This is a genomic window from Labedaea rhizosphaerae, from assembly GCF_004362825.1.
Taxonomy (GTDB): domain Bacteria; phylum Actinomycetota; class Actinomycetes; order Mycobacteriales; family Pseudonocardiaceae; genus Labedaea; species Labedaea rhizosphaerae.
On sequence record NZ_SNXZ01000003.1, the window covers coordinates 843,330 to 860,728 of the forward strand.

The 17,399-nt window shown below is 69.9% G+C and carries 12 protein-coding genes; 5 read left to right on the forward strand and 7 right to left on the reverse strand.

Features of this window, described 5'->3' with window-relative positions:
- The first annotated feature begins 36 nt into the window (after window positions 1–36).
- The gene (locus EV186_RS21175) at window positions 37–3,363 is read left to right on the forward strand and encodes a S8 family serine peptidase (protein ID WP_243754169.1); all 3,327 of its coding nucleotides are present in this window, start codon (window positions 37–39) and stop codon (window positions 3,361–3,363) included.
- Between the two features lie 70 nt (window positions 3,364–3,433).
- On the opposite strand, the gene EV186_RS21180 is transcribed toward EV186_RS21175, so the two are convergent.
- Entirely contained in the window at window positions 3,434–4,684 is a 1,251-nt protein-coding gene (locus EV186_RS21180; protein WP_133851032.1) for a helix-turn-helix domain-containing protein, read from the reverse strand.
- Here EV186_RS21180 and EV186_RS21185 point away from each other — a divergent pair.
- Complete coding sequence (locus tag EV186_RS21185) at window positions 4,683–5,342, forward strand: hypothetical protein (RefSeq protein ID WP_133851033.1); 660 nt, start codon at window positions 4,683–4,685, stop codon at window positions 5,340–5,342. The genes EV186_RS21180 and EV186_RS21185 overlap by 2 nt on opposite strands.
- Window positions 5,343–5,416: 74 nt before the next feature.
- Here the strand turns inward: EV186_RS21185 and EV186_RS21190 are convergent, their stop codons facing one another.
- The 4 genes from EV186_RS21190 to EV186_RS21205 form a co-directional block, all read right to left on the reverse strand.
- Complete coding sequence (locus EV186_RS21190) at window positions 5,417–7,150, reverse strand: proprotein convertase P-domain-containing protein (protein ID WP_133851034.1); 1,734 nt, start codon at window positions 7,148–7,150, stop codon at window positions 5,417–5,419.
- Between the two features lie 65 nt (window positions 7,151–7,215).
- Window positions 7,216–8,091, reverse strand: a complete 876-nt coding sequence (locus tag EV186_RS21195) for an XRE family transcriptional regulator (protein WP_133851035.1) — start codon at window positions 8,089–8,091, stop codon at window positions 7,216–7,218.
- Between the two features lie 43 nt (window positions 8,092–8,134).
- Window positions 8,135–9,916 (reverse strand): endonuclease/exonuclease/phosphatase family protein, encoded by a 1,782-nt coding sequence (locus EV186_RS21200; protein WP_133851036.1) that lies wholly within the window; start codon window positions 9,914–9,916, stop codon window positions 8,135–8,137.
- Window positions 9,917–10,137: 221 nt separating this feature from the next.
- Window positions 10,138–10,701, reverse strand: coding sequence for a TetR/AcrR family transcriptional regulator (locus EV186_RS21205; protein WP_133851037.1), 564 nt, complete (start codon window positions 10,699–10,701; stop codon window positions 10,138–10,140).
- Between the two features lie 96 nt (window positions 10,702–10,797).
- Between EV186_RS21205 and EV186_RS21210 the strand changes: the two genes are divergently transcribed.
- Together EV186_RS21210 and EV186_RS21215 are read left to right on the forward strand one after the other, a co-directional pair.
- Window positions 10,798–11,637: an SDR family NAD(P)-dependent oxidoreductase gene (locus tag EV186_RS21210; RefSeq protein ID WP_133851038.1), complete on the forward strand. Its 840-nt coding sequence runs from the start codon at window positions 10,798–10,800 to the stop codon at window positions 11,635–11,637.
- 327 nt (window positions 11,638–11,964) lie between these two features.
- Entirely contained in the window at window positions 11,965–12,363 is a 399-nt protein-coding gene (locus EV186_RS21215) for a winged helix-turn-helix transcriptional regulator (RefSeq protein WP_208115705.1), read from the forward strand.
- On the opposite strand, the gene EV186_RS21220 is transcribed toward EV186_RS21215, so the two are convergent.
- Both EV186_RS21220 and EV186_RS21225 read right to left on the reverse strand, forming a co-directional pair.
- Window positions 12,330–13,559 (reverse strand): GGDEF domain-containing protein, encoded by a 1,230-nt coding sequence (locus EV186_RS21220; RefSeq protein WP_166659253.1) that lies wholly within the window; start codon window positions 13,557–13,559, stop codon window positions 12,330–12,332. The genes EV186_RS21215 and EV186_RS21220 overlap by 34 nt on opposite strands.
- A gap of 1,546 nt (window positions 13,560–15,105) precedes the next feature.
- Complete coding sequence (locus tag EV186_RS21225; protein ID WP_166659254.1) at window positions 15,106–16,425, reverse strand: MFS transporter; 1,320 nt, start codon at window positions 16,423–16,425, stop codon at window positions 15,106–15,108.
- A 245-nt stretch (window positions 16,426–16,670) separates the two neighbouring features.
- Between EV186_RS21225 and EV186_RS21230 the strand changes: the two genes are divergently transcribed.
- Window positions 16,671–17,384 (forward strand): class I SAM-dependent methyltransferase, encoded by a 714-nt coding sequence (locus EV186_RS21230; protein ID WP_133851041.1) that lies wholly within the window; start codon window positions 16,671–16,673, stop codon window positions 17,382–17,384.
- Window positions 17,385–17,399 lie beyond the last annotated feature (15 nt).

Here is a 17,399-nt window from a genome sequence, read left to right on the forward strand (position 1 = left end):
GCGACAGGTGCGGCCGGCGGTTTGGTCCTGGCTTGCGTGGTCCAATTGACCACCGGCCAGGTCGCGAACTCGGCACCGGCACCAGCCGGCGCACCCCAGTCGGTGATCGTGGTCCTCGCCGACCAGCTGGCCGACGCCCCCGCCGCCAAGGCCGACAGCGGCCACCGGCACAGCAGGGCGACCGCCACCCAGGACGCCGTGCTCGCCCGCCTCGGCGGACCCGCACCGGCCAAGGTCAAGCACTTCACGCTGGGCAACGCGTTCTCCGCCACGGTGACCCCGGCGCAGGCCGAAGCCCTGCGCCACGATCCGGCGGTGGCCTCCGTCGTGCCCGACGCGCCGGTCGACCTGCCGGACAACCCAACCCCGGCGACGGCGGGTGGCAAGGCGGCGCCGAGCACCCCGAAGTCGCTCACGGCCGACCCGGGCGCCATCTGCCCCAGCGACCCGGCGAAGCCGCTGCTCGAACCCGAGGCGCTCACCTCGATCCGGGCGGCGAGCACCGACGGTTCGGCCAGCGCGGCCGACCTCGCGGACGGTTCTGGGGTGAAAGTCGCATTCCTGGCCGACAACATGGACCCGAATTACGCCGACTTCATCCGGCCGGACGGCAGTCACGTCTTCTCCGATTACCAAGATTTCTCCGGGGACGGTCCGAACACGGCCGATTCCGGTGCGGAAGCATTTGGTGACGCTTCGTCGATCGCCGCGCAGGGCGTCGTCGTGCACGACCTCTCGCAGTTCGTGAACCAAGCGCACCCGCTGCCGCCGGGCTGCAACATCGTGGTCAAGGGTGTCGCGCCGGGCGCGAGCCTGGTCGGGCTGAACGTCTTCGGCGGGACCGCGACCAACTCCGCGGTGCTGCAGGCCATCGACTACGCGGTGACCGTCGACCACGTCGACGTCATCAACGAGTCGCTGGGCCTGAACCAGTACCCGGACTACTCGATGCGCAACCTGTTCCAGGTCTTCAACGACAACGCGGTCGCCGCGGGGGTCACGGTGACCACGTCCTCCGGGGACGCGGGCATCACCAGCACCATCGGCAGCCCGGCGACCGACCCGCTGGTCATCTCCGCGGGCGCGACGACGGACAACCGCCTGTACGCGCAGACCTCCTACGCCGCGTTCCCCTTCTCCAACGGCAAGTGGATCAGCGACAACATCTCCGCGCTGTCCTCGTCCGGCATCACGCAGAACGGCCGCACGATCGACCTGGTCGCCCCCGGTGAGGGCAACTGGGCGGACTGCTCGCCCGCCTACGCCGAGTGCCGCAACTTCCAGACACCGCCGCAGCCGACGGACCTCGAGTCCTTCGGTGGCACGAGTGAGTCGGCGCCGCTGACCGCAGGCGTGGCCGCCTTGGTCATCCATGCCTACCGCGGCACCCACCACGGCCAGTCGCCGAGCCCGGCGCTGGTCAAGCAACTGATCACCAGCACGACCAGGGACCTCGGCCTGCCCGCCGACGAGCAGGGCACGGGTCTGCTCGACGCGCGTGCCGCCGTCGAGGCCGCGCTGACCTCGCCCGGTTCCACCGGCGCGCCGGTCAACGTGAGTTCGAATATTACGATTTCGAAGGATCAGGTCACGCTGACCGGCGCTCCGGGCAGCACGCAGAGCACCGGCGTCAAGGTCACCAACGTGGGCACCAAGAAGCTCACGGTGGCCACGGGCACCCGGACGTTCGTGCAGCGGTCGACGCACACGCAGAACATCGCGTTCGGGCCGACGGCCACGCCGTTCCCCTACTACAACGGCACGACGTGGCGGTCGCAGCTGGTGCAGTTCGACGTGCCCGCCAACGCCCAGCGGTTGCTCGCCCGCATGGCGTGGACCGGTGGCGCGTCGAAGGTCGTGCGGCTGACGCTGCTCGCCCCGGACGGCACGTTCGTGGCCAACAGCAGGCCGCAGGGTGGTGCCGCGAGCGCCAACTACGCCAATGTGGACGTTCGCAGCCCGCGGGCCGGTACGTGGACCGCGGTCCTGTACTCCTCGACGGACACGCACGGCTACACCGGCAACATCACCCTCGCGACCGACACGCAGCGGACCCAGACGGTCGGCACGGTCTCGCCCGCCACGTTCACCCTGAACCCGGGCCAGTCGAAGAACGTCACCGTGAAGCTGCCGACCCCGGCCAGCGGCGGGGACGCGACGTACTCGACGACCTTCGCCAGCTCCGACGGGCACAAGACGTCGATGTCGGCGGTGATGCGCAGCCTGATCCCGACCGACGGCAACGGCCGGTTCGGCGGCACCATCACCGGCGGCAACGCCCGCGCGGTCTCCCCCGCGCAGACGTTCAGCTACGAGTTCGACGTGCCGAAGGGCAAGAAGGACCTGAGCGTCGCCGTGCAGTTGGCGGACGCGGGCACCGTGGTCGACGGCGTGCTGGTCGACCCCAACGGTGAACTCGCCGACGTGAACAGCAACGTCTTCCTCGGCGACGGCGGGGACCTGCTCCAGGGCGACACCATCCAGATGACCGACGCGGCGCCGTTGCCGGGTCGCTGGCAGCTGGTGATCGTGGTGCAGAACCCGGTCGCCGGGGATGCGCTGGAGCAGCCGTTCACCGGCCGGGTGACATTCGACAAGGCGTCGGTGAAGGCGAACGGGCTGCCGACGTCGGCCAGCACCAAGCTGCCCGCGGGCAGCACGCTGAAGGTGCCGGTCAAGGTGCGCAACACCGGTGTCGAGCCGATCGCGGTCGGCGTCGACCCGCGCACGAACGACCAGCAGGTGTTGCAGCCCAACGTGATCCAGGGTCAGACGGAGTTGCCGCTGCCGACCCCGGGTGCCGACGAGCCGATCTACCTGGCACCGCCGGACACCTCGAGCCTGACGGTGGCCACCTCGTCGACGTTGCCCGCGCAGGTCGAGCTGCAGAGCTCGGCGGCAGGCATCGACGTCTTGGGTGACCTGAAGGCGGCCCAGAACGGCAGCACGGTGTCGGTGGCGACGGTCTCGGAGAAGAAGGGTTACATCTCCAAGGGCATCTGGTTCGGCTCGGTGCAGGAGATCGGCCCGTTCGGTCCCGACGGCGCGCCGTCCGGGCACGTCAGCTACACGCAGTCGATGACCACGGCCGGCTTCGACCCGTCGGTGACCTCGAGCACCGGCGACCCGTTCGACCTGGCCATCGACCCGAACGGCACCGGCGGCACGCCGACGACCATCAACCCCGGCCAGACGGCGACGATCATGGTGACGATCAAGCCGTCCGGTGCTCGCGGGACGGTCGTGCGCGGGCACCTGAACCTGGTGACGGTGCCGGTGCTGCCGACCGGCAACACCGGACTGCCGTTCTACGGCACGGGTGAGGTGATCTCGGCCTTGCCATACGCGTACAAGGTCGGCTGATCACCGAGTGAGGGAGAGGGCCGTCGGCGTGCATCGCGCGCGCCGACGGCCCTTCCCTTTGCGTCGTTTCCTAGAACTGGATGCCCGCCCATCGCGCGAAGTCGGCCAACGAGTCGGTGGTGCGGCGGTCGGCGGTCGCGATGGCCAGGACCGTCTCGCGTACCGACGGGTGGTGCCGGGTCGAGAACGGCGCAACCCGGCGGGCGGTGTTCAGCTCCGCCACGCACCGCTCCCGGTCACCGTGCAGCAACCATGCCCGGGCCTGGTCGATGTGGTGGTGACCGAGGCGTTCGGGTCGGGACTGGTTGGCGAGCCGGACCTCGCTGCCCCGGCGCAGGGCTTCGGCTCCGTCGGCCGCCTCGACCGGCACCGCGCACCAATGCACCGCGACGTTCAGCTCGGACGGGTCGATCCCCCGGTACTCGGAGCTGGACGTCCCGCAGGAGCGGGCCTCGGCCACGTGTTCATCGGCAAGAGCCAGGTCCCCACTCCGGGCGGCGAGGACAGCACTGCGCAAGTGCAGTTGCGTGGAGACGGCGGACCGGCCATCGAGATCGCGGCGGGCCCGCTCCAGGAGCCGCAAGCCGTCGGCATACCGACCGGCCCGAAGGTGGATCGACGATCGGTGAAAGGCACTGATGGCCTGCCGGATCGGATCACCCATCGCCTGGGCCAAGGCGATGTGCCGTTCGGATGCGACGGCGGCCAAGTCGGCCTGCCGGAAGCGACCGGCGACCGTGGCCGTGAGGCGGTAAGCGTCGTGCAACGCTGCCTGGGCACGCGCGCCGGCGGCACCCGTGGCCTCTGCCATGACGTACAGGTGGTGCAGCAGCGCCGCCAGGTCGACCGCCGCCGTGGCGTACGCGGTCGATCCGGTGGCGGTCCCCGCCGCCCGTTCCAGAGTGCGGTTGATCGCGTCCAATCGGCGGTCGACGAGGTCCAGGGTGATCGGCTCGCCCTCCGGCCGGGGATCGTCCCAGGCGTCCACGGCTGCACGGAGCACCATCAACTGTCCGTAGTCGGGCTCGTCGACCAACGGCTCGTCGGTGCCGAACAAGGTGTTCGGGTGAACACCCAAGGCTGAAGCGGCCGCAGCGACGAACGGCGCGCTCGGCGCGACAACACCGCGTTCGACCTGCTTGACCAGCGACACCGAGTAGTGGACGGCCGCCGCGAACTGCACCTGGGTGAGTCCACGAACTTTCCGCAGACGTGCCAGGCGTGCGCCTACCCGTTCCTCCGTGGCCATAGCCCGAGGGTAACCCCGATTGTCCTTTCGTTGTCCGTTCGCCGCTGCTGCGGACCGTAGCTTCCGACGCATGCACTTGATCTCCTCCGAGGCTCGCGCACAACACACCAACGGTGGCGAGCACCTCGTTCGCGGTCCGCTCGGTCCGGTGCCCTATGTCGCCCGATGGAGTGGCGAAAATGTCCTCGAGGCACCTCTTGTCGAGACACGACAAGGCATCGCCTACCGCGATGAGTCCTCAGTGGACCGCGACGGCCACGGACTGCTGTGGTCGCGGGTCACCTCGCGCCCCGGCGCCGGCGAACCGCTCTACCGCCAAATGCACCCACTGCGCCAACGCCGCGCCATGCGACGCCTGCTCTGCCAAGTCTGCGCCGGACCCGCCGACCACAACCAGCACGGCACCCTCTGGCTCATCCACGAGCAACCCCACCCCTGGCCCGGCTGGCCCGAACGCGCCCAGACCACCCACCCGCCACTGTGCTTGCGTTGCGCCCGCATCTCCGTCAAGGCCTGCCCCTCACTGCGACCGGCCCACGTCGTCCTCCGCGCACACTCCTTCGTCAGCGGCGCCTGGGGCGGGCTCTACCGCACCGGCTGGCCCAACCCACACCCATTCCTCACGGGCGCCCACACCCTGCAGTTCGGCGATCCCCGCATCCGGTGGCTGCAAGCCGACCAACTCACCCGCGAACTCGTCGGCTGCACCATCATCGGCCCGGAGGGCTGAGCGTGCCCGGTCCCACGGCGCGCCGAGAGGCCGGGCCGCGGTGCAGCGGTCCGGCCTCATCGAACCCGGGCCGGTCAGAGGGTCAGGGACCAGCCGTTCAGGGTGCCCGTGTCGCCCGCGCCCCAGTCGGCGATGCGCAGCTTCCACGTTCCCTGCGCCTGAGCCGAAACCCCTTGCACCGCAAAGGTCTTCGTACCGGACCAAGCCGTGCAGGTCGAGCCGCCCGAAGACTTCAGCGGGTACCACCAGCCCGATGGCGACACCAGCTGGACGTCCAGGTCCTCCGCGCACGTGTGCTGGATCGACGCCGTCACCGTGACCGTGCTCGCGGCCGGCCCGCTGAGCGTCACCGACACCGGGCTCGTCACGGTCTTGTAGTCGGCGATCGCGTAGTGGGCGTTGCTGGTGAACGTGCGCCCGGTGCTGCCCGGCTGGGTCCGGGCGGTCACCGGAGTGCTTGCCGCGGAACGGTTCCCGGCCGCGTCGCGGGCCTTGACCGTGAACGAGTAGGCCGTGTCCGGCGTCAATCCCGTGACCGTGGTCGACGTCCCGGTCACCGCGCCGCCCGGGCTCACCTCATAGCCGGTCACGCCGACGTCGTCGGTCGACGCGTCCCAGCTCAGCGACACGCTGCTCGAGGTGGTCGCGGTGACCCGCACGTTCGCGGGCGCGCTCGGCGGGGTGGTGTCGGTTGAGCCGCCACCACCAGTCACCAGCGTCAGGTTCCACTTGGTCAAGGCCTCGATCACCGGCTGGAACAGGGACATGTCGCCGTCGCTGGGATTGTCCACGCACTGCGACGGGCCGCCGTCGTGCAGGCCGGTGGCCTTGTCGCCGAGCAGCCAGCCCCCACCCGAGTCGCCGCCGAGCGAGCACGCCGTGGTCCACGTCAGGTCCTCGATCACGAGCCCGCCGCCGTAGTCGACCGCGCGGTGGGTGTACTTCACTTCACCGCACTGCCAGTGCGAGGTGTTGCCCGAGTGGCACACCGTGTCGCCGACCATGGCCTCCTCGGCGCCGCTGACGGTCACGGCGGGCTGGCCCCACGTGTTGACCGAGGGCGACAACGTCCAGCCAGGCTCGGTCGCCGCGACCACGCCCATGTCGCCTTCGCTGCCGTTGACGCTGTGCGAACCGCCCACATTGGACGTCCCGATGCGGTTTTGCTGGCCCGACGCACCATAAGCAGGCTGGTTGACGTCGTTGGTGCAGTGCCCCGCGGTCAGGAACTGCTTGGCCCCGCTGGCATCGGTGACCGGGAAGCCGACCGAGCAGTTGCTCTCGCCGCCCGGCCACCACGGGTTGCCGGTGCTGATCGTGCCGGACTGCTGGTGCGGCATCGACTTCGTGTGCACCACGCGCACCCCCAGCGCGGTCGCCTTGGCCTCGAAGTCCGCGGTCGCCTTGGTGGCACGCGCGTCGTCGACCGACACGGTCACCTCGTTGGCGCGCACGTCGGTGCCCCAGCCGAAGACGCCGGGCACGCCGTGGCCGACCAGGGCTCGCACCTGCTGGGTGGTCTTCTCGAGCTGCTGCCTGCTGTGCCGCACCACGACCGGCACCGCGCCGGCCGCTTCCGCCTGGCGCGCCGCCGAAGCCGTGGTGACGGCCACGGTCAGCCGTCGGGTCTTCGCGTCGAACCACTCGCCCGCGAGCTGGTCCTTCAGACCGGCCGGCAAGGACGCGGCGAGGCCGTGAGCTTGTTGTTGGCTCGCCGCGAGATCAGGGACCGGGGTGGCGTCCGCCGTGGGCACGAACACGATCGCGGCGAGCAGGGCGAGCCCGCTCGCCGCCGCGAATTGTCGCATTGGTGGTCTCCCTTCGATTTCGTTCGAAGATAAGACCGAAACGGCCGATCACGACCATTTAACAGTTAAGATCCCCACACCCACCGGAAACCGTAGCAACCCGGACCGAAGTCCAGGGCGACACCGTGGACAGACGGGCCAACCCGAACGGGCAGAACGTCTTCCGCGCTGGTGTAGCGCTCACAGGAAACGGGCAGCTCCCCCTGGAAACACACCTCGAGCGCATACTCCCGCACTGGAAACCGGAATTTCCGCTCGTAGTTCGTGGCCAGCGGATACGGCTCGCGATTCTCGATCACGTGCTCGGTGATCACCGTCTCGCCCCGGAACAACGGCCGGTCGAACACCAGCTCGGCGACCAGCAGACCGTCGCCCTCGCGCCCGACCACCCGGCCCAGCCTGCAGTTGCGCAGCGGCCGGACCCGCGGCAACGGCCGGTCGTGCTCGTCGATGTGCAGGATGACCACCCAGCGATCCGGACCGTCCGCCTCCGCACGCAACACCTGGCGCGAGACGAAGGAGACTTCTCCCCGCTCGGCGCCGACGGTCACGATGTCGTGCTGGCTGATCCGCGCGAGGCGCTCGTCCCAGCGGGTGTCCACCCCGCGCACCACGTCATCCACAGTGGACCGGACGGGCCAATACGTTGCCAGCTCACGGTGTTCGCGCAGCCGCGCCCGGCCCCGAGCCTTAGGTGGTGGCAGCAGGGCGGCGAGCGAGCCGGTCGGCACCTGCAGCACGTCTTCCAAGTGCCGCAACGCGATCAGCGACTCGCGCCGCTCCGGGCGGCTGCGCCCGGACTGCCAGTAGCTGAGCGTCGCCATGCTGACGCTGACCCCGCGCTCGCCGAGCCGGGAGCGGATCCGGTCGAGCCCGAGCCCCCGCGCGTGGATGGCCGCACGCAGGGCCTGGGCGAACGTCGGGTGCGCTTCGGCGCTCATCCTCACACGGTAATCGGCCAATCCGCCGAAAAGGAACGACCTGTTAACTGTTAAAGCGCACGGTGAACGCGACCATGAGGTGGTCCGACGCGGTCGTCCTGGGCGCCACGATGTCGGACGTCGCCAGTTCCCGGGTTACGAAGACGTTGTCGATCTGCTGCTTCGGCGCCTCGGCGGGTGACGTCGGGAAGGGCCGCACCTGGGCCAGGCCATCGGTGAACTGCTTCATCGCGACCATGCGCGGGTCGCCGGGCTCGAGGTTGAAGTCGCCGGTGACGACGACCGGCAGCTTCTGCTCGGCGATCAGCGCGGCCAGCTGGTTGGGCTCGGCCGCCGGGATGCCGTCCGAACCGGGCTGGAAGTGCGTCGTGACGTCGACGATCGGGCCCTGCGGCGTGTCGACGGTCGCGCGCAGGATGCCGGTCTGGGGTGCGATGTCCTTCTCGGTCATCGGCGTCGCGACGACGTCACGCAACGGCAGCCGCGACAGGATCGCCAGTCCCCACAACGGGTCCTTGGCCGGGAAGTAGTGGATCGCCATGCCGAGCCGGTCGGCGATCAGGCGCAGCGCGTCGTGGCCGCCGGTGATCATCATGCCGCGGTCGACCTCTTGCAGGTTCACGATGTCGGGGTGCTGGGCGGCGATCTGGTCGGCGATCACGTCGGGGTCGAAGCGGCCGAGCGCGGAGATGCCCGAGCGGATGTTGTAGTGCACGATCCGCAGCTGTGGCCCGGCTTGGGCGGGCGTCACGGGCACCGGGGTCTGGACCACCGCCGCCACCACGCCGGCCGCGGCGACCACGACGCAGCCGAGGGCGACCTCGCGCTTGGGCATCGTGGCGCGACCCCGGCCTTGCGCGGCGACGAGCACCGCGGTCACGAGGGTGAAGGCGGGCAGGTACACGCGGCCGAAGGAGTCGAAGGACGTGTTGTAGCCGGCGACCAGCAGGAAGAACACGAACACGCCCGCGAACCCGGCCAGCCCGCTCCGCTTGCCGTTCGGGGTTGCCGCTGCGGCGAGGGTGGCGGTCAGGGTGAGCGCGACGAGCGCCTGCCCGGCGAGCGCCCACACGGGCAGCGTGTTGTCGGCAGCGCGCGGGAGGTCCGCGAGCGCGGTGCCGACGACCAGCCCGACGGGCGCGACGAACCGAGGCAGCCGGATCACGGCTCCTGCGGCCGCCGCGACGGCGATCAGCGCTCCCGGCCACCAGTCCGTGCCGGCGGCGGCCCACGCCCGGCCCACGTTCGTGACGACCTGGGTACCCAGCAGCACCGCGGGTCCGAGCGCGAACCACAACGCTCCACCGCCTTGGCCTTCCGCGGCGAATGCCGTGCCGTACAAGGCGACCGCCGCAACTGCGAGCAGCACGAGCCACGGCACCACGCCGGTGAGCCACATGAGGTCGACGGATTCGGCGGCCAGGCCGAGGACGACGGTCAGCGCCAGGGCGACGCCGAACCCGGTGGCGACGTGTTCGCCGGGCCAGCCGCGGGTCGCTGCCGAGACGAGCCAGCAGAAGCCGGCCAGCACGGCGATGCAGGAGGCGTAGAGCTGGACCTGGCCGGTGGCCTGGGTCTGCAGCACGATCCGGGCGACGACCTCGACGCCGATGGCGGCGACGGGCACCGCGCGGCTCCTCGCGAGCGCGGCCATGAGCACCGGCGGGACCACCCAGGCGAGCGCGAAGAGGACGAAGACCCAGTCGGGAGTGCTGCCCGCGGACCCGAAGATCGTGGTCATGGTGGGCAGCCATCCGCGGATGGTGTCGATCAGCAGGAACCCGCCGAACGCGACCGCGAGCACCGTCGCACGATCAGACCGCATCCGTGAACTATGAAACAGATTCACGTTCAGGGCAAGACTACGAACGGCGGCTGGTCCGGACCGAGTTCCGCAGGACGTTCTACCGACTTTCGCGAAGCCTCGCGTAGGCCAAGCCCCACCCTCCCGGGGGCACCCCTAATGCCACTCTATCGGGTTTGAGCTGGGAAAACAGCGAGCGGCTGGGATCTGTGGACAACTCGATGCCTGTGGAAAACCCCGCCTCAAGCGAGCAACGCACGGACCGCGTCGGTGATCACCTTGCGGCGGTGCTCGACCGTCTCCGAGCGCACGAGGTCGTGGTACTCGGGGGTCATCGCGGTCCACATCCCCGCGATCGTCAGCACCAGGGCCAGCAGGTCCGCCGGGTCGAAGCGGCTCGGGAGCACGCCGTCGGCCTGGGCTTGCGCGATCGCGTCGACCTTGCCCTGGTTGGCTTTGAGGATCGACTGCAGCGGCTCGGAGGTCTCCGCTCGCTCCAGCCGGTACCAGCTGGCGATCCGGGTCAGCTCCGGGTGCCGCAGGTACCCGTCGAAGAGCCGGCCGGCGTACTCCGGCAGGTCGGCCGGGTCGATCGGCACCTCGCGCAGCGTCTGCGCCACGAACTCGTCGAAGACGGCGTCGAAGAGGCCTTCCTTGCTGCCGAAGTAGTGGTAGATCTGCGCCTTGTTGGCCGCCGCCGCCGCGGCGATGCGGTCCACGCGGGCGCCGGCGATCCCGTACTTGGCGAACTCCGCCGTCCCTGCGTCCAGCAGGCGGCGTTTCGTCGCCTCAGCGTCTCCGACCATGAGCTCGAGCATACTCAACTAACCGGATAGTTGACAGGCGGGCGACCCAGTGCAACTCTCGTAACTAACCATTCAGTTAGAAGAAGGAGACAGCAAATGGGCAAGGTCTGGTTCGTCACCGGGAGCTCGCGCGGCCTCGGCCGGTCGATCGTCACGGCGGCGCTCGAAGCAGGCAATCGGGTCGCGGCATCCGCACGGAACCCCCGCACGCTCGACGACCTCGTCGCGAAGTACGGCGAGCAGATCCACCCGATCGCGCTCGACGTCGCCGACCAAGCGGCAGCCGAGCAGGCGATCAAGGCGGCCGCCGAACACTTCGGCCGCCTGGACGTGGTGGTCAACAACGCGGGCTACGCGGACGTGGCCGCGATCGAGGACGTCGAGCTCGACGCCTTCCGCAGGCAGATCGAGACCAACTTCTACGGCACGGTGCACGTCACCAAGGCCGCGGTCCCGGTCCTGCGGGCGCAGGGCGGCGGGCACATCGTGCAGATCACGTCGATCGGCGGCCGGGTCGGCACGCCGGGGCTCGCCGCGTACCAGAGCGCGAAATGGGCGGTCGAGGGCTTCTCGGAGGTGCTCGCGAAGGAGGTCGCGCCGTTCGGGATCAAGGTCACCCTGGTCGAACCGGGCGGCATCCGCACCGACTGGGCCGGCTCGTCGATGACCATCCCGCCGATCAGCGAGCCGTACCGGCAGACGGTCGGCGCGATGGTCGAGATGCGAGAGGACTTCCCGTCGAGCGCACCGATCGACCCGGACAAGGCGGCCGACGCGATCGTGCGCATCACCGGCGTCGAAGAGCCCCCGCTGCGGCTCCTGCTCGGCCGTCAGGCGACCGCACTGGCCGCCGCCACCGCCCGGGCCCGCGACGAGGACGACGCCCGCTGGCGCGAGCTGAGCGAGTCGGTGGAGTTCGACGACGTTCCCGCCTGAGGCGGGAGCGGGGGACGGTGAACGGGAGTCGGAGCGCGTCGCCGGCGCGCGTTCCAGGCGACCAAGCGAACCGATCCCGTCCACGCCCCCCGAAGCCGCAAGCCGCGGTGACCGGGTCGGCATTGCCAGGCGAGCACTCGGCTGCCGCCCCACCGTCAGGCGACCGTCCAAGCCACCGCGACTTGCGTACCAGGGACTCGGTACATCCCTGGTGCCCTCTAGGAATACCCGGCGGGGTCCGGCTGAGTGCAACGTAAGCGCTCGCGCACGTTGGGCTCAGTGGGGGCGACCTGCCACAACAGTCCCCCGATCGTGTTAGCTGTCGGCATGACGAAGTGGGACGTCCCGTACCGGCAGGGCGTTCACGACGCGATGACCGTGCTTCGGGGACGATGGACCGTGGCCGTGCTCGCGGCCCTGGCGCTCGGCGAGCGGCAGTACGGCGAATTGCTCGCCGCGGTGAACGAGGTCGAGGAGCGGGTCGGGTGGGTGTCGCACGAACGCCCGCTGACCGAACGCACCCTGACCGACACCCTGCGCCGCGCCAACACCGACGGGCTCGTGCAGCGGCGCGCTGAACCAGGGCGCTTCGGCGCCGTCTGGTACGGGCTCACCCCGATGGGCCGGTCGCTGCTGCGGGCCCTGCGCCCGCTCGCGGAGTGGGCGCAGCAGCACCGCGAGCAGATGGAGAATCAGCCGGCCGAGGGCCGCACCGCGCGCACCTGATCGCGCCCGGCGTCCTTCGCCGCGAACATGGCGTTGTCGGCCGACATCAGCACCTCGTCGACCTGGCTGCCGTGATCGGGGTAGGTCGCGGCCCCGATCGACACGCTCAGCTTCAGGTCGGGCAGCAGCTCGCCGGTGTCGGCGTCCTCGATGCGCAGGGCACGCACCCGGCGGCAGATCCGCTCGGCGACGTCCACCACGTCGGTGGCCTTCGTGTCGGGCAGCAGCACGACGAACTCCTCGCCGCCGAAGCGCCCGCAGAGGTCGTCGGCGCGGACCTCGGCACGCATGGCGTCGGCGACCAGGCGCAGCACGTGGTCACCGGTGAGGTGGCCGTGGCTGTCGTTCACGCTCTTGAAGTGGTCGATGTCGACCAGCAGGACCCCGAAGGTGCTGTCGTGCCTGCGCGCGCGGTCGAGTTCGGCGGCCGCGAGGTTGTGCCAGCTCGCCGCGTTGAGCAGGCCGGTCTTCTCGTCGGTGGCCGCCGCGTGTTCGAGCTGGCGGATCAGCACGCTGCGGTGCAGCACGTAGAGCGGGAGCAGGACGAGCACCAGCAGGTAGGGCTGCCACAGCAGCAACGCCCCGGCGAGCACGCCCATGCAGAGGGTCGCGTACTCGATGCTGTTCTCCTGCCAGGTACCGATCAGCTGGCGGGCCGACCGGTCACCCGAGAGCAACGCGATCGCGACGCCGACGATCCCGGAGTTGATCACCGAGTACGTGACGATCACCAGCACGCCCCACACCAGGATCATCGGCCCGGCCATGGCCAGCACGCCGCCGGTCGGCACCGCTCGCGCCAGCGCCCAGACCGCGAGGCAGGACAGCACGGCGTTGCTCGCGCTGAACACGGCACGGTAGGTGTGCATCCCGGACAGGTTGCGCCAGCTGCGCAGCCAGAGGTGGCTGTAGAGCAGCGTCGTCGTGGCCGCGGCGAGGCCCGGGCTGGTGGTCACCGCGGCGGCGATGATCCACACCGAACTCAGGTTGACGTGCAGCGTGTCGGCGAAGCGCCGCCGCTTGCGCTCGACCTGCCGGGTCAACTCGGCTGAGGCCAGCCCGAGCAGCACGATCCCGCCGACGTGGCGCAGATCGGTCGCCGAGGTCGGGTACAGGACGAAGGCGAGCACCAACGCGAACGCGGCGAGCACGTCGACCGCGAGCACGAAGACGACGCCTCGTTTCGGCAGCGTCATGAGCACCCGGCGCGACCTGCGACGATCGCCTTTTCCTACCGCTCGTTGCAGCACACTCATAATGGTCCCACTCGCGTCCCCGGATGCCGAGTCCATGCTGGTCGCTGGGTCCGCCGGCGATCGATCCGGCGGGAAGCTGGTTCGGCGACGCCCCGAGAGGAGGTGCCGGCCATGCGCAGCAAGGACCTCTGACTGTTCCGTCCTGACCTCGAATATTTCATCGCACAACGAACACATTTCATCTCACCCCGGGCAGCGGGAGGGACCGCCATGTGCAGCAAGGATCGCTGACCGGCTGATCCACCCCCGACCCCCACCGCACGCGAAAGGAGCCCGCCGTGAGCAAGGACCTGTGAACACCGACCAGTCGCTACCGCATCAACCCTGGAGGTGACCCCCATGAGCAGCAAGGACCTGTGAACGGCCCCGGCATCCGCCACTGCCACCTCGAGAGGAAGGAACAAGTCGTGAGCAAGGACCTCTGAGTACCCACGAACGCCCGCATCACACAACTCGATGAAGGAGACCCCCATGTGCAGCAAGGACCTGTGACCGAACGGCCTACTCGCCCCACCGGAAAGGAGCGCCCCGTGAGCAAGGACCTCTGAACCCCCGGCCCGCACACCCCAGCCACGAAGGGAGACGGCAGTGCACAGCAAGGACCTCTGACCAGCCCCAGTCACGACCGCTCGACGAGAAGGGAGCCCGCCGTGAGCAAGGACCTCTGAACGCCCAGCGTCCCTGTCCCACGAGCCCAAGGAGATCGCAATACGCAGCAAGGACCTCTGGCCAGGCCCCGTCACAACCGCTCGACAAGGAGGGAGCACGACGTGAGCAAGGACCTCTGAACCCCGAACCCCCACACCAGAACCGGCGAAGGAGGCAGCAATGCACAGCAAGGACCTGTGATCAGCCCTCACCACGACCCCACCAGGAGAAAGGAGCGCGACGTGAGCAAGGACCTCTGAACGCCCGGCGCCCCCGTCCCACGAGCCCAAGGAGATCGCAATGCGCAGCAAGGACCTCTGATCAGACCCCGTCACGACCGCACCACAAGAAAGGAGACCGCGGTGAGCAAAGACCTCTGAACGCCCAGCGCCCCCGTCCCACCAGCCCAAGGAGATCGCAATGCGCAGCAAGGACCTCTGACCAGCCCCCGTCACAACCGCTCGACAAGGAGGGAGGACCTCGTGAGCAAGGACCTCTGAACCCCGAACCCCCACACCAGAACCGGCGAAGGAGGCAGCCATGCACAGCAAGGACCTGTGATCGCCCCGCACCACGACCACATCACCAGAAAGGAGCACCACGTGAGCAAGGACCTCTGAACCCCCAGGCCCACCACCACGACGACCAACGGAGACCGCCATGCGCAGCAAGGACCTCTGACCAGCCCGACCCACCACCGCTCCACAAGAAGGGAGCCCGCCGTGAGCAAGGACCTCTGAGCACCTGCAAGTTCCCCCGCCCACCGGTGCCACACCAACCCGTGCGGTGTCGCCCCGGGACGAAGGAACTCCAGGCATGTGCGACAAGGGCATCTGACTCAGTCCCCATCATTCGACGTCGACAATGGTCGCCCTTGCCCGCCGATCGGCGGGGACGCCGGCCGCGTATCACCGTCCGCGCTGGTGTCCGTCCGAGAGGAGGTACCTGAGATGCGCATCAATGGCATCTGATCGTCGTCCGTCATGTGTGGCTCGGCGCGGTCGTTCTCGGCGCGGGAACGACCGCGACCCCACCACACGCCGACGCAGGAGGCGAGCACCACACCCAGCAGACCCGCCCCGCCCACGGCCCGGAAGGGGCCGGTCAGCTCGCTCAGCGCGCCGCCGAGCACGACAGCGAGCCCTTGCGAGGTGTAAAGGCTCGTCGCAAGCCGGCCCATCACCAGGCCGCGGCGCTGGTCGGGCACCAGCTCGACCAGCAGGGCCTGCGCCTGGATCAAGTACGCCGTGGAGAGCCCGCCGGTCACGGCCCACAGGATCAGCGACGGCACCAGCGCCGGTCCCGCGCTGCAGAACAGCAGCGGCACGCCGGCGAGTGCCGCGAGCAACACCATCGAGTGCCAGGTCGGGGTGCTCCCGCGGCGGGCGAGCAGCCACGCGCCGAGTGCGCTGCCCAACGGGTCCGCGGCCATGAGCAACCCCACGCCGACCGGCCCGGCGCCGAGCGCGTCTCCATACGGCGCCGCGAGGCCTTCGGGCACCACGAACAAGCCGACCAGCATCACCATCGCGAAGATCGGTAACACCCCGGCGAACGGCGCCACCGGCGCGTCCGGTCGGGACACCGGTTCCTCGGGTTGCGCGGCGACGGCCGGACGAGCCCGGACGCCGGTGAGCACGATCAGGGCGCTGAGCGCGAACGTGCCCGCGTTGAGCCCGAGCACTGCGGCGGGCGGCACCACGGCGAGCAGCAGGCCACCGCACGCGAACCCGGCCAGCTGCGCCACCTGTGTGCTGGCCGCTCGCAACGACATCGCCGACACGTACTGCTCTTTGCCCACCACGGTCGGCAGCAACGACAGTTGGGCGGCTTTGAACGGGCCCGACGCCATGCTCAGCAACGCCACGAAGGTCCACAACACGCCGAGCGGCACGCCGGGCAACGCCATCAAGGCGGCCAGCACCGCCCGGACGACGTCGGTCACGACCAGGACGGCCCGCCGGGGGAAGCGGTCGGCGAGGCCGGAGAGGAAGGCACCGCCGAGCACGGCGGGCGCGAAGGTCAGCGCATAGGTGAGCGCGGCCAGCATGGCCGACGACGTGCGGCCGTAGACGAGCACGGCGAGCGCGACCCGGGCCAGCTGGTCGCCGAGGATCGACAGCAGCTCGGCCAGCCAGAGCGCGCGGAATTCCGGCACGCGCGCCACGGCTGCGAAGCCGGAGCCACGTCCGTCTGCCCTCGCCAATCCAGCCCCCTTTCTGCGGCACCTCGCCGAACCGCACCGGACGCCAGAAAACGAACGTAGGCTGACGATGCGGGGCATTCACCAGCCAGCTCTGACAACCACCCGCATGTAGTAGCCCGGTTACTCTGAGTCACTCACCACCGTACACGACAGCATGGTCGGCCGGATGGGTACAAGGTCGCCAGTAGGGTGGTGCGATGGATTCGGCGACTTCGGCCACTTCGGCGACCACCCCGGACCCCGACGAGCGCGCCCGGGCCCTCGCGGCCGTCTCGCTCGAGCAGGGCGACCCGACCGGCTGGTTCGAGCGGCTCTACGCCGAGGCGTCCGAGGGTTCGGCGGTGGTTCCGTGGGACGTCGGCCACCCGCAGGCCGTCCTCGTCGACTGGGCCCGTGAGCGCCGGGGCGAGGGCCGATCGGCGCTGGTCGTGGGCTGCGGGCTCGGCCGCGACGCCGAGTTCTTTTCCGGTCTGGGCTACACGACGACGGCCTTCGACATCTCCGAGAGCGCGGTGCGCACCACACGCGCCCGCTTCCCGGACTCCCGCGTGGAATACGTGATCGCCGACCTGTTCGACGTGCCGGCCGCGTGGCGCCGCGGCTTCGACCTGGTGGTGGAAAGCCTGACCGTGCAGTCGATGCCGCGCAGCGTGCGCGAACGCGCGACGGCCGCGGTCGCCGAGTTGGTCGCCCCGGGCGGGACGCTGGTGGTGAGCGCCGCGTGCCGGCCGGACGGGGCAGCCGACGATGCCGACGATGCCGACGATGCCGAGGCCGGTCCGCCGTGGCCGTTGACCGAGAAGGAGATCGCCGCGTTCGCGACCGGCGGCCTCACGACCGTGTCGATCGAGCGGAAGCCGCCGGCGGGACCCGGCGGGTTCGACCGCTGGATCGCGGAGTTCCGGCGGTAACCCGGTGCGAGTCGC